This is a genomic window from Runella sp. SP2 (genome assembly GCF_003711225.1).
In the GTDB taxonomy this organism is placed as follows: Bacteria; Bacteroidota; Bacteroidia; order Cytophagales; family Spirosomataceae; genus Runella.
Genome location: NZ_CP031030.1, coordinates 1070280 through 1083852, shown reverse-complemented (window position 1 = coordinate 1083852; position 13573 = coordinate 1070280). Strand labels below are relative to the sequence as shown.

Genomic DNA, 13573 nt, shown 5'->3' with positions numbered 1-13573 from the left:
TGTGTTCACTTTTCCAATCTATCCACAAGAAGGAATACGTTAAGTAGATAAAGCACTGCTTCATTACTACGCTCCCAATTCTTGCTTCATTTTTAGATACACCCCATTGGTCCATCCGAATCCGTCTTGGTTGGGATATTCTCCCCCTTGGGCCGATAGCTCGTCCGTTTGAACGTTGTATTTTTCCATGAGTTTGCCCGTTTTTTGGTAGTACAACTCACAATTTTTTGTCCAATTTTGCGCAATCTTATCTGCGACATCGGTAAGGCCGTAGCGTTTTGCTCCCGCGTATGCCATCCATTGCAAAGGGGCCCAGCCATTGGGCGCATCCCACTGCTGAGGGGTGGTTTGTAAAGTGGTGAATAAACCTCCTGTTTTCAAGAATTTTTCTTCTAATTGACTCGCTACCAATTTCGCCTGTTCGGGAGTCGCTACCCCAAAAAACAACGGAAAAGCAGCAGCTAAGGTCAAATTTGGGGAAGGGACTTGTTCTACCCAATTGTAATCCACATAAAACGACTGCGAAGCATCCCAACAATACGTTTGGATGGCCGCATTTCGTTGCGATGCCAATCCCGCTAGTTCTTCTGCTTTGACAAGGTTATTTTGCAAACGATAAGCTCGTTCAAGCGATTGTTCCAAAAATAAAAGAAGGCAATTCAGGTCAACAGGAAGCAAGTCGGTGGTGTGAATGGTCGTCATGTGTTGGCCTTCTTTGAACCAACGGCTGCTAAAATCCCAGCCCGATTCGGCCGCAGCCCGAACGTGCCTATAGACGGTTTCGGGCAAAGAATGAGACGCTTCGTGTGCCAATTCGACATCCTCTTTGTAGGCTTCGGGTCGGGGCAGGGCAGTGTCGTCCCAATAACGATTCAGCACGGCACCGTTTGGTAAGATTACTCGCCGAAAACTTGCCTCAACTTCCTCATTTTCTTCCTTCATCCAAAAAGAATATTCCTTCTCCAGTTGCGGTAAATAACGCTTCCACACCTCCTCCCCTTTTTCTTCGGCCAATAGTGAAACCATCAACGCAAAAAACGGCGGCTGCGAACGCCCAAGGTAATACGTTCGGTTGCCGTTGGGGATAAAACCCACCTGATCAATCAAATACGCAAAATTATTGACCATCGCCTCAATCAAGTCGATTCTCTTGGAAACTTGTAACCCCAACATGGTAAAATACGAGTCCCAATAATATACCTCGCGAAAGCGCCCTCCAGGAACTACATACGAATAAGGCAACGGAATCAAGGTTCCACCCGTATCTTGCGGCTGTCGGGTCAAAACCGTCCACAGGTCTTCGATGTGCTGTTTGATAGGTTTAGAAGCGTCGTTATAATATCCCGTTGGCTGCTCAGTAGGAAGCAAAAAATGCTCCGTAACGAAACTGGCCAAATCGAACGAAGACATCTGTTTCTGAACTAGATACGCCTCCACAATCTGTTCGATGGGTTGTTTGGCTACGGCATCCATAAACGTTTTAGAATCCGAAAATAGCGCACTTTGTTGGACATCTTCGTACAAATCGCCCAATGATTCGGCCAACAAAAACCCTGATTTTTGTGCTTCTGAAATAGTCATCTTACAACGTTATTTTGGTATATTCTGAAACTTCCTTCTTAAACTTCCCGAAAGTTTTAAACTTTCGGGAAGTTTAATGTCCTGCTCCCGCTCCGCTAATGTCAACTGAGCTATTTGAGCCTTGGAGACGGCTAAAGAAAAACAGTGCTACAGTCAAAATGCTGATGGGTAAAAGAGAAAAATAGAAGGCAGTTTGTCCTCCATAATGTTCAAAAACATAACCCGTTATGAGCGAGCCCGTTGTCCCACCCAAAGCCGAAAAAATCACAATCAGCCCCGACATAATTCCGTGCTGTTTGACGGGTAACGAACTCAGAATTAGTGAATTAATGGCAGGGTAAATAGGGGCTAAAAACAACCCAATCATCGGAAAAATAAACGCCGCCACGGGCGCATTTCCCCAGCCTGTCACGGCTGACGTATCTACCCCTTCGGCCAGCGGTAAAGCAATAAGTACCAAGCCCGCCGAAATCACCAAGCAGCCCACAAGTACGACCATCCAATTGAGTCTTTTCAGCACGACTCCTGCCAAAAACCGACCCAATGCCGTAGCAATCGCCAACAAACTCGCCATTTGAATGCTCAAAGCTGCGGGGAGTTTCAGTACTTTATTATTAAAAGTCGGTAGCCAACTCATAATGCTTTGCTCAATCAAAACGTAAGTAAAAGCACAAATCACAAACACCAATACCAAAGGCAAAATGACCAAGCGGAGCATTTCGGCAAAATCCTCAAAAACAGGCTTATTGCTATCAACTTTTAACGATGATTCATCCAAGGAAGTCGTTAGCAAAAGCAAAAAGGCCACCAGCGCAATCCCTCCGAGCATATAATACACGTTGAGCCAAGCCGTAGGAGTGGATTCATCCATAAAACTGGTAAAAATAAAGTAGCCAGTTAATATCCCAATCATAAAGAAAGACTCAATAAAATTCATCAAGCTAATGTGCTCCTTTTTATCGGCCGTTACCAAACCAATCGTTCCGTAAACCGACACTTTAATGAGTGCAAAACCAGCTCCTGCGACCGCAAAAAGGAGTTTTGTCATTCCAAACGAATGAATTGTGGGCATCAAAAAGCAAATCAGGGCATTGCCCCCCAAGGCAATCAACATGGCGCGTTTGTATCCCAATCGGTTGATATAAGAAGCAACAATAAATGAGACAGCCGCAATGGTCAAATCTTTGAAAGCTTCGAGCACTGAAGCAGAAGTTTCGGATACACCATAGGTGCGTTGAACTTGCAAAATCACCGTTCCTACGCTATTGAGCAAAATGGCAAAAACGAAATAATTTAGAAAAATCGACAGCTTAACTTTCCAGTACGATTGCATTTAGAGAATTGGTTATGGTTAGACGTTTAAGGGTCGAGCGACAATAGAACGAAAATCGGTGGGAAAAAGGAAGGGGAGCGGTTAAAAGCGCTCCCCTTTCATCATAGGTGAGTGAGATAAAGCCAAGTCCAATTTTTTCACAACAAAATTCAACTTTTTTTTGGATAAAAAATAAACTTGTATTGTTCATTTTTTATCCTGTATTAAGAATCTTTTCCTTATTTTTACCAAAAATAGCTTAACACAGGGTATGAAAACCGAATACGAGATTGTCCAACCCGACGAGGGCAGCTCTTTCCGAATCATTCACAACGTTGTTTTGCCTGAGCTTTTTCGTTGGCAATACCACTATCATCCCGAATACGAAATCGTCAGTGTTTTTGGTGGTTCGGGACGGCGGCACGTGGGGACGCACGTTAGCCAATACGACGATGGCGATTTGGTGTTCATCGGCCCCAATTTACCCCATTCTGGTTTTGGACAGGAAGCGATTGGTACACACGAAGAAATCGTGGTTCAACTCAAAGAGAATTTCTGGGGTGAACAGTTTTTAGAAATGCCCGAAATGACACCCATTCGTCAGTTGTTTGCACGGTCGAAGCAAGGCGTATGTTTTCACGGAGAGACAAAAATCAAAATCCAAAAACGACTCAAAAAACTCCTTACTTTATCCCCTTTTGAGCGATTGATGGAGCTTATTCAAATCTTGCACTTGCTGGCGCATACGCAAGACTACTCGCTTCTGAACATGGAAGGACTGAAACTCGAAATTAATTCCAAAGACGAAGCACGGCTGAATCGTATTCTCAAATACGTAGAAGAAAATTTCCAAAAACCCGTTGATATTCAAGAAGTAGCCTCGGTAGCTCACTTGGCCGTTCCTTCGTTTTGTCATTATTTCAAAAAAATGATGAACCTGACTTTTACCGATTTTATGAATCAATACCGTGTCAATCAAGCTTGTCGTTTGCTGGCTACCGATAAAAGTATTACCGACGTAAGTTTTGAATGTGGTTTTGGCAACATTGCCTATTTCAACCGTGTCTTCAAAGCGCACAAAAATCAGAGTCCTTCGGTGTATCGAAAAGCACTACTTCAATAGCAAATTATTGTACATTTGCTTCGGAAACTTCATCAATCATCCAAAAATCAACCGTTTCGACGGCCTTAATTTACATGCAAGACATTCTTAACGCACTCCGCATTGCGGAGTCAAACCATGGTATCAGTACGGGATTAGCCACTTGGGCGGGCCAAGGCGAAGAAATCGCTTCGTACTCACCCGTTGATGGCAAACTTATTGGAAAAGTACAATCTGCAAATCGCCAAGACTACGACACCGTCGTAGGGCAAGCCCAAGAAGCATTTAAAACGTGGCGGCTTTTTCCCGCCCCCAAACGCGGTGAAATTGTGCGCCAAATGGGCGAACAGTTTCGAAAATACAAAACCGAATTAGGAACGCTCGTCAGCTACGAAATGGGCAAAAGCCTCCAAGAAGGACTCGGCGAAGTACAAGAAATCATCGACATCTGCGACTTTGCCGTGGGGCTTTCACGCCAACTCTACGGCCTGACGATGCACAGCGAGCGTCCCTCACACCGTATGTACGAACAATGGCACCCCATCGGCATTGTCGGCATTATTTCAGCTTTTAATTTTCCCGTGGCCGTTTGGTCATGGAACACCATGCTGGCTTGGGTCTGCGGCGATGTCTGCGTGTGGAAACCGTCTGAAAAAACGCCTTTGACGGCCATCGCTTGTCAGCATATTATTCAGGAGGTATTGAAATCCAATGACGTACCCGAAGGTGTTTCGGGACTAATTGTAGGTGGTCGCGAAGTGGGCGAATGGCTCTCGCACGACGAGCGCATTCCGCTCGTATCGGCCACAGGTAGCACGCGCATGGGGAAAGCCGTCGGGCAAGCGGTAGGCGGTCGTTTGGGACGCAGTTTGTTGGAACTAGGCGGCAACAACGCCATCATTGTTTCGCAACATGCCGACCTCCCCTTGGCCATTCCTGCCATTGTTTTTGGGGCAGTGGGCACGGCAGGGCAGCGTTGCACCACCACTCGCCGCTTGATTATCCATGAAAGTATTTACGAAGATGTCAAGAATCAGTTGGTCAAAGCCTACGGACAGCTTCGCATTGGAAATCCGTTGGACGCTCATAACCACGTTGGCCCTTTGATTGACGAAGCCGCGGTGCAAAGTTACCAATCGGCCGTAGCGCAAGTGGGGGCCTTAGGCGGGACGTTTGCCGTAGAACCTCGCGTTTTATCGGGCGACGATTTTGGTTCGGGTTGTTACGTAAAGCCTTGTATTGCGGAAGTCGAAAATCATTGGCCCGTCGTCCAACACGAAACCTTTGCCCCGATTCTTTATTTGATAAAATACAAAACCCTCGACGAGGCCATTGCCTTACAAAACGGTGTTCCTCAAGGACTTTCGTCGGCCATTTTCACCTTGCATTTGCGCGAAGCGGAGCAATTTTTGAGCCAATCAGGTTCGGATTGTGGCATTGCGAATGTCAACATCGGAACTTCGGGCGCTGAAATTGGGGGAGCTTTTGGAGGAGAAAAAGAAACGGGCGGTGGCCGCGAATCGGGTTCGGATGCGTGGAAAGCCTACATGCGTCGCCAAACCAATACCATCAATTACGGTACTACACTGCCGCTGGCACAAGGGATAAAGTTTGAGCTTTAGGTAAACAGCAAGGGTTTGAGAACCCTTGCACACTCACTACGCATACGCGGGATTTGAGAATCCCGCTCACACTCCCGTGCGTTAGGATTCGCGAATCCCAAGGTTTATGGGAATTTTCTACTTGAATATCATGTGTTTGGTGAATGCCAGAGCCGCCTCTTTTCCAATGATTGGCCCACACTGGTTATACTTCACAACCCCGTCTTTACCAATTACAACCGTGGTTGGCATACAACGGTAATTAAAAAAGGAAGGCCCTTGTATCCCCATAAAGTCCACATTACCAACTATTTGATAACTAATAGGATGTTTATCAAACCATTCCCTTTGTTTGATTGGATGATTTAAAGTGATAGAGATAAATTTGACTGACTGATTTTTCAGGGAGTCACTCAACCAGTTAAGGGTTTCTCGTTCCTGTTCACAGCCTTTACATCCAATATTCCAAAAATTGAGGACAAGCACATTTCCTTTCAAGTGCTCTAAGCTAACTAACTCACCACTCATGTCTTTAAACTCCAACTTAGGAGCAACCTTGCCTACGGGAAGCGGATCAGGCGTATTCATTTTTAGAAAATTAGGAACTGAAGTTTGTGCACATACACACAAAACGCAAGTAACTAGCCAAAGACAAATAGCGATTTTTTTCATAATTCAGAGTTTTTATGTAGTAACGATATGTATCATTTATTATTACATTTTTAATTACAAAATAGTACCCTCACAAGCATCCATGAATTAGCTGACTACAAAACACTTAAACCAATCTTTAGGCATATATTTTAAAACAGCAAGGGTTTGAGAACCCTTCCACACATACGACGCATACGCGGGATTTGAGAATCCCGCTCACTCTCGTGTGCGTTGGGATTCTCAAATCCCAACGAAAGGGTTGCTCACAACCCCGTTAAACTTAAAAATGTTTCTTAAACAGCAAGGGTTTGAGAACCCTTCCACACTCACTGCGCGTACGCGGGATTTGAGAATCCCGCTTCACTCTCGCGTGCGTTGGGATTCTCAAATCCCAACGAAAGGGTTGCTCACAACCCCGTTAAACTTAAAAAGCATTTCTTCAAAAAAAAACAAGGGTTTGAAAACCCTTCAACACATACGACGCGGGATTTGAGAATCCCGCTCACTCGCGTGCGTTGGGATTCTCAAATCCCAACGTATCATTCTTTCTCCAGCTCTTCATCCACTTTTTTCAAAAGGGCTTTGGTTGACTTTTTGGTTATGTTTAAAAACTGTATAGTCACTTTTTTGTAAGTGGCATTTGCCAGAAGTAGATTTCTAAGCTTTTTCACCTTCAACGCCTTTGCCTTTTCACTTGAAGAAACTTTATTGAGAGAATCGGCCACCACAGGAAAATAAATGGTCATCTCTGGAATAAGCTGAGTCATCGTATGAGTTTTATCCACTTCACACCACTCTAAACAATTCTGGATGGTGGAAGTATAGTGGTACAAAAAAAGCGTTTTTAAAGAATCGTTTTCAATTAAATTTGTGTGTGCCGACTGCTTAATCTCTTCATAAGCAATCAGATTTGGTTTAAACACCAAGTAACTTGCCGCATTATCAATATAAGTGACAATACTATCGGTAATTTCTGAGTCCTGTTTAAAATAAACTAGTTTATCGATACTCCGTACAACATTATTACCAAAACGCACCATATGTGTCAGTTGGGTAGTATCTTGAACAAGGTTGGCTCTCAAGACGGCTAGGTGCTTTCTCATCGTTTCTCTATCTTGTCTATTTTCTCTCCATTCGTCAAAGAAAAAGGACATTGATATACCAATAAAAATGACGAGTACTTCAGAAATGTATTTTTCAAGAACACTTTTGAGAAATTGTTTTATTTTTCTGCCTTCCATTTTACAAAAAATCAGTGTTTGATTAGTAGGTTTAAGCGTAGTTAGGAGTACAATTATTTCAGAAAGTAAGTAACGAAAAATTCTGTTGATTCCCCAGAAAAAGAGAAAGAATCACTGCCTTCGCGTGCGTTGGGATTCTCTAATCCCAACAAAAGGGTTGCTCACAAACCCGTTAAACTTAAAAGCATTTCTTAAACAGTAAGGGTTTGAGAACCCTTGCACACATACTACGCCTTCGCGGGATTTGAGAATCCCGCTCACACACGCGTGCGTTGGGATTCTCTAATCCCAACAAAAGGGTTGCTCACAAACACCAATCACATAGCACCAAACGAAGATAAACTTTGAATTTAATCAGTAAAACAGTAGCCTTGATTTCTCTGATGGGAGTATTTACCATTAAAATTAAACGGTAGATATTCCCATCTGTTTTTATGAACACCTTGCACATCAATGCTATTCTTGAAAAAATAAAATCGGCTAAAGTTGCCGTCTATGGCGACTATTGTTTGGATTCTTACTGGATCATGGACCCCCGTAATTCGGAAGTCTCCATCGAAACGGGATTACAAGCGCAAGCCGTTGAACGTCACTATTATACACCTGGTGGGGCAGGCAATGTGGTTGCCAATCTGGCCGCCCTTGAGCCTGCTTCTATCAAAGTCATTGGTGTTGTGGGCGATGATATTTTTGGTCGTGAATTAGCGATTCAACTACAAGCCCTCGGAGCCGACACTAGCTCGCTTTTTGTCCAAAAAGAAGATTTCCAAACCTATTCGTACCTCAAACGCTACGTCGAAGGGGTGGAAGAACCCCGCATCGACTTCGGGGTGTATAATCAGCGTTCACTCGAAACTGATGAATTGATTTTAGCCAGTATTCAGTCGGCCTTAGAAAGCTGTGATGCCCTGATTTTCAACCAACAAGTGGTTGGAAGTATCACCAACGACAGTTTTATCGAAAAAGCCAATGCCCTTTTTGACCAATACAGCCACAAAATCATTTTAGTTGATTCTCGCCACTTCAACGAGCGTTTTTCAAACGTTTACCGAAAACTAAACGACGTAGAAGCCGCCCACCTCAATGGCGTAGAAGTAGAGCCTCGTACAGTTCTCCCCCGTGCCGATGTCCTCAAATACGGAAAAGCTTTGCATGCTGCTTCTCAAAAACCCGTTTTTGTCACCTGCGGGGCACGCGGAATTACATCTTTTGACACCACAGGATTCAACGAAGTACCTGGCCTTCAACTCACCAGCCGCCTCGACACCGTAGGCGCGGGCGATACTGTCATCAGCGCCATTACCCTTTGCCTTTCGGTAGGGGTCAGTCCAGCCGAAGCTGCTGAGTTTGCCAATTTTGCGGCAGGGGTTACGGTACAAAAACTATTTACCACTGGTACTGCCAACGCGCAAGAAATTTTGGCCATCAGCCAAGACCCGCACTATGCCTACCAAGTTGACTTGGCTGAAAACCCTCGCCAAGCGGTCTTTCTCCCCGAAACCGAAATTGAGCTTTGCGACGAATCTATTTTAGACCGACTTGGACACATCAAATACGCCGTTTTTGACCACGACGGCACCATCAGTACCCTACGCCACGGCTGGGAGGAAATCATGGAACCCGTGATGATGAAGGCGATTTTGGGAAATCACTACGACTCAGTCGATCAAGCGACGTACAACAAAGTGCTACGACAAGTCAAAGAGTTTATCCACAAAACCACTGGGATTCAAACCATTTACCAGATGGAAGGGCTGGTCAACATGGTTCGGGAAGCGGGCTATGTACCCGAAGACCAGATTTTGGACAAGTTTGAGTATAAGCAAATCTACAACGATGCCCTCATGGAGTTGGTGGACAAACGCGTTGCCAAACTTCAAGCGGGCGAACTGGATTGGCAGGATTACACCCTCAAAGGCGCGGTTTCGTTTTTGCAAGAACTCAAAGCGCGCGGCGTGACCATGTACCTCGCCAGCGGTACCGACGTGGATGATGTTCGCAACGAAGCTACCGTGCTTGGCTATGCCGATTTGTTTGACGGTGGTATTTATGGTGCGCTCCGCGAATACACTAAGTTCTCCAAAAAGATGATTATTGAACGCATCATCCGCGAAAACAACCTCAACGGAAACGAATTAGTGGTGTTGGGCGATGGTCCCGACGAAATCCGTGAAGGACGCCGTTCAGGGGGGATTTCGGTGGGAATTGCCAGTAATGAAGTGCAACGTTTTGGCTATAACCTCGACAAACGCCCACGCCTCGTGAAAGCAGGTGCGCAACTCATTATTGCTGATTTCTCGCAGTATCAAAAGCTCGTCAGTTTGCTTTTTAAAGAAGAAGAGATTACCGAAACGGTGTAATTTGAAAATTTGAAAATTGGGTAATTTGAAAATGAAATTTCGTCACGCAGTCGCTCGGCTTTGCCGAGTGACGACTATTCACAGGCATCTTGCCTCTTTTTTATTATTAGCTACTTCCCTTCTTTGGTGGGGATGTGGTTCGTCTTCCAAAGACCCCGTCGATTACGTGGATCCGTTCAACGGAACCGATTTTTTTGGGCATACCTTCCCTGGCGCAACGCTCCCCTACGGCATGGTACAGCTCAGTCCCGACCACGACGTAAAAGGATGGACGTACGCCGCGGGTTATACCTACGCCGATAGCTCCATCATGGGCTTTAGCCATACCCATTTCAGCGGTGTAGGCATGACCACGGGAGGTGATATTTTGTTGATGCCGATTGTGGGAGACAAAGTACAAACCTCAGCGGGGACCAAAGAAAACCCCGACGCGGGCTATCGCTCCCGTTATGACAAAAAAGACGAAGTCGCCAAACCAGGTTATTATTCGGTTTTCCTCAAAGACCCCAAAGTAAAGGCCGAACTTACCGCTACCACCCGCGTAGGAGTGCATCGTTATACGTTCCCCAAAGCACGAAAAGCGACCATTTTGATGGACATTGGCCACGAAATCGGGGGAAATGCTACGAGTGGCGATTCGTTTGTAAAAATGGTCAACGATTCTACCCTCGAAGGTTACAAAGACGCTAACGGTACGATGGTGTATTTTGTGGCAAAATTTAGCCGCCCTTTTGAGTACTATGGTACGTGGGACAACGACTACATCACACCTGAATCAGCCGAAGGGTATTGGCCTTACAAAACCGAAGAAAAAGGGCTCAATATTGGCTATTTTGTGGGTTATTCTACCAAAAAAGGCGACCAAGTGACGGTCAAAGTAGCGATTTCGCACGTGAGTGTGGAGGGTGCTCGCAAAAACCTACAAGCCGAAGTTCCGCATTGGGATTTTGACAAAGTTAAAAATGATGCCCGCGAATCGTGGAACGAAGAACTGAAAAGAGTCGCTGTCAAAACCAATGACGAGGCTCAAAAGGAGATTTTTTACACCGCTCTCTACCGCAGTTTGTTGTCTCAATATACAGGTCAAGACGTCGATGGGCAATACATGGGCATGGATCATAAAATCCATAAAGCGCAGAATTACAGCTTTTTCACATCGTTTTCTTGTTGGGATACCTATCGTTCGCAGCATCCGTTGTTGGCCCTTGTTGCACCTCAGCATGTCAATGATTTTGTCAAATCTATTGGTGCCAAAACCCAAGAATTTGGCTGGCTTCCTGCCCAACATTTCCGCAATACCTACCGCCCAAGCATGGTAGGCGACCACCTGATTCCTGTCGTGGTGGACGCCTATTTTAAAGGTTATCGCGACTGGGACATAGAGGCACTCTATGCCGCCATGCGCCGCAAAGCCTTGGAGTCACCGCCCGCCAATATTCCTGCCAGCGCAGGCCGAGCTGGTTTGACCGACTATATCAGTCTTGGCTATGCGCCTTGCGACAGAACGACCGAATCGGTGCCCAACACCATGGAATTGGCCTACGATGACTGGTGCATTGCACGTTTGGCCGAGGCATTGGGCAAAAAAGACGATGCCGCCATGTTTTACCGACGCGCCCAAAATTACCGCAATGTCTATGACGCCTCCACCCAATTTATGCGTCCACGCCGTGCCAATGGCGCTTGGTTGGAAGCATTAGGCAACAACCAACAAGCCATTGACTCCGTAGGTGAGCATCATTATTACCGCTATTTCGACCCGCTTTTGGTAGGTCGCCGTCCCAACCGCCATTATACTGAGTCAAACGCATGGCAATATTTGTGGTCGGTGCAGCACGACGCCTCTGGACTGATAAAGCTACTGGGTGGAAATCAGGCTTTTGCTGAGCGTTTGGATACGTTTTTCAACATGGATGCGTCCATTACCCCGCCCAAATACGTCGGCGTCGTGGGTACGATTGGCCAATATGTTCACGGAAACCAGCCTTCGCACCACGTAGCTTACTTGTACAATTACGCGGCTCAACCTTGGAAAACTCAGTACTGGGTGCGCGAAGTGCTCAAGCGTTTCTACCGCACGGGGCCAGCAGGTTTGTGTGGAAACGAAGACATGGGTTCGCTTTCATCCTGGTATCTAATGAGCAGCATGGGGCTGTACTCGGTAACGCCTGGAAGTTCGCAATACGTCATCGCCAGTCCGTTGTTTGACGAAGTAAGTTTTGGGGTAAAAGAAGGGAAAACGTTCAAAATCATTACCCACAACAATTCTGATAAAAACCGCTACATCCAATCGGCAACCCTCAACGGCAAGCCTTTTGACCGTAGCTGGATTGACCACAGCGAAATAATGGCGGGTGGAGAATTGGTGTTTGAAATGGGTGACCAACCTAATAAAACATGGGCAACGGGTAAAACATCTGTGCCTTACTCTCAGAGTCTTTAGTTTCTTTTACCACATAGAAAACATAGAATTTTTCACTTAGAAAACATAGTTTACTAATGTCGTCTATGTGAAGCTTACCTATGATAACTATGTGGTAAAACCAAAAATCAATACAATGAAAATCTACAAATTAACCCTTCTTTTAGCCACATCTCTACTTGCTCTCACAGCCCAATCCCAAGAGACCTACGCCGAAAAACTCGGCTGGCCCAAAGGCGCTAAGGTAGTCATTTTTCACGTTGACGACCCAGGCATGTCGTATTCATCCAATCAGGGTACCATCAAATCGGTGGAGCAAGGCGTTGCCACTTCATGCAGCATCATGTTTCCGTGTGCATGGTCGGCGAGTTTTGTGAATTACATCAAAAAAAGCAACCCCAATTTGGACGCAGGGGTTCACCTTACCCTCACCTCTGAGTGGCGCGACTACCGCTGGACGCCGTTGGCGGGCTTTCAGAACGTGCCTAGTTTGGTCGATAACGAAGGCAATTTATGGCACGAAGTAGCCCAAGTGGTGAAAAATGGCACGGCCGACGACGTTGAAAAAGAAATTCGCGCGCAAGTGGAGCGTGCACTGCGCATGGGGCTCAAACCTACGCACCTCGACTCCCACATGGGGACACTTTTTGCACACCAACCTTTTTTGGAACGTTACATCAAAGTAGGAGCCGAGTACCAGATTCCTGTCATGTTTCCTGGAGGCAATAATAAACTGTTAAAAGAATGCCTCAATTTGCCTGTGGTCAAAAAACTCAAAGCCGAAGGAAAATGGCAAGAAGGGATGAAACTTCCCGACCCTGAATTGACCAAATCATCAACGGCGGTGGGACAAAAAATTTGGCAATTGGGCTTACCTGTTTTGGACGATTTGCACACCATCAGCGGCGACTGGAAACCATCAACTCCGAACCCATCTCCCGAAGAATGGGGCAAATATAAAGCTCAACAATTCATCGAAACCCTCAATGCCATGCAGCCAGGCTTGGCCATGTTTATCGTCCACAGCAGCGACATCACCGATGCTTTCAAGCACATCAGTGCTTCGGGAGGGTCGCGGTATGCCGATATGTTCTCGATGATGAGCCCCGAGTTGAAAGCTTACATCCAATCCAAGGGTATTATTCTCACCACTTGGCGTGAAGTAATGGAACGTCGTAAGAAAGTGAAGTAAGCCCTTATTTGTCACCCTGTAAGAGTCTAAAATCCGCACGAATTAGCCACCGTTTTAGATGCTTTCAGCATGACAAAAAAACAAGTTTTTTAACACAAAAAAGCACTA

At 45.7% G+C, this 13573-nt stretch carries 9 protein-coding genes; 5 read left to right on the top strand and 4 right to left on the bottom strand.

The features are described from left to right. Positions 1-66 precede the first annotated feature (66 nt). Both treF and DTQ70_RS04550 read right to left on the bottom strand, forming a co-directional pair. Complete coding sequence (treF, locus tag DTQ70_RS04555) at positions 67-1581, bottom strand: alpha,alpha-trehalase TreF (protein ID WP_122929715.1); 1515 nt, start codon at positions 1579-1581, stop codon at positions 67-69. A 73-nt stretch (positions 1582-1654) separates the two neighbouring features. Then, positions 1655-2914, bottom strand: a complete 1260-nt coding sequence (locus DTQ70_RS04550) for a sugar MFS transporter (RefSeq protein ID WP_122929714.1) — start codon at positions 2912-2914, stop codon at positions 1655-1657. Positions 2915-3164: 250 nt separating this feature from the next. On the opposite strand from DTQ70_RS04550, the gene DTQ70_RS04545 reads away from it, so the two are divergent. Both DTQ70_RS04545 and DTQ70_RS04540 read left to right on the top strand, forming a co-directional pair. After that, complete coding sequence (locus tag DTQ70_RS04545; RefSeq protein ID WP_122929713.1) at positions 3165-4016, top strand: AraC family transcriptional regulator; 852 nt, start codon at positions 3165-3167, stop codon at positions 4014-4016. Between the two features lie 74 nt (positions 4017-4090). Beyond that, positions 4091-5617: an aldehyde dehydrogenase family protein gene (locus DTQ70_RS04540; RefSeq protein WP_122929712.1), complete on the top strand. Its 1527-nt coding sequence runs from the start codon at positions 4091-4093 to the stop codon at positions 5615-5617. A 117-nt stretch (positions 5618-5734) separates the two neighbouring features. Here DTQ70_RS04540 and DTQ70_RS04535 read toward each other — a convergent pair whose 3' ends face one another. Further along, positions 5735-6268: a TlpA disulfide reductase family protein gene (locus DTQ70_RS04535; protein ID WP_122929711.1), complete on the bottom strand. Its 534-nt coding sequence runs from the start codon at positions 6266-6268 to the stop codon at positions 5735-5737. A 521-nt stretch (positions 6269-6789) separates the two neighbouring features. Next, complete coding sequence (locus tag DTQ70_RS04525) at positions 6790-7491, bottom strand: hypothetical protein (protein ID WP_122929709.1); 702 nt, start codon at positions 7489-7491, stop codon at positions 6790-6792. A gap of 434 nt (positions 7492-7925) precedes the next feature. Between DTQ70_RS04525 and DTQ70_RS04520 the strand changes: the two genes are divergently transcribed. The 3 genes from DTQ70_RS04520 (at position 7926) to DTQ70_RS04510 (ending at position 13465) form a co-directional block, all read left to right on the top strand. Continuing rightward, positions 7926-9851 (top strand): PfkB family carbohydrate kinase, encoded by a 1926-nt coding sequence (locus DTQ70_RS04520; protein WP_122929708.1) that lies wholly within the window; start codon positions 7926-7928, stop codon positions 9849-9851. 31 nt (positions 9852-9882) lie between these two features. Then, positions 9883-12294, top strand: a complete 2412-nt coding sequence (locus tag DTQ70_RS04515) for a GH92 family glycosyl hydrolase (protein WP_229600068.1) — start codon at positions 9883-9885, stop codon at positions 12292-12294. 115 nt (positions 12295-12409) lie between these two features. Further along, a complete protein-coding gene (locus DTQ70_RS04510) occupies positions 12410-13465 on the top strand; it encodes a polysaccharide deacetylase family protein (protein ID WP_122934263.1) in 1056 nt (351 codons plus the stop codon). The last annotated feature ends 108 nt before the right edge of the window (positions 13466-13573 follow it).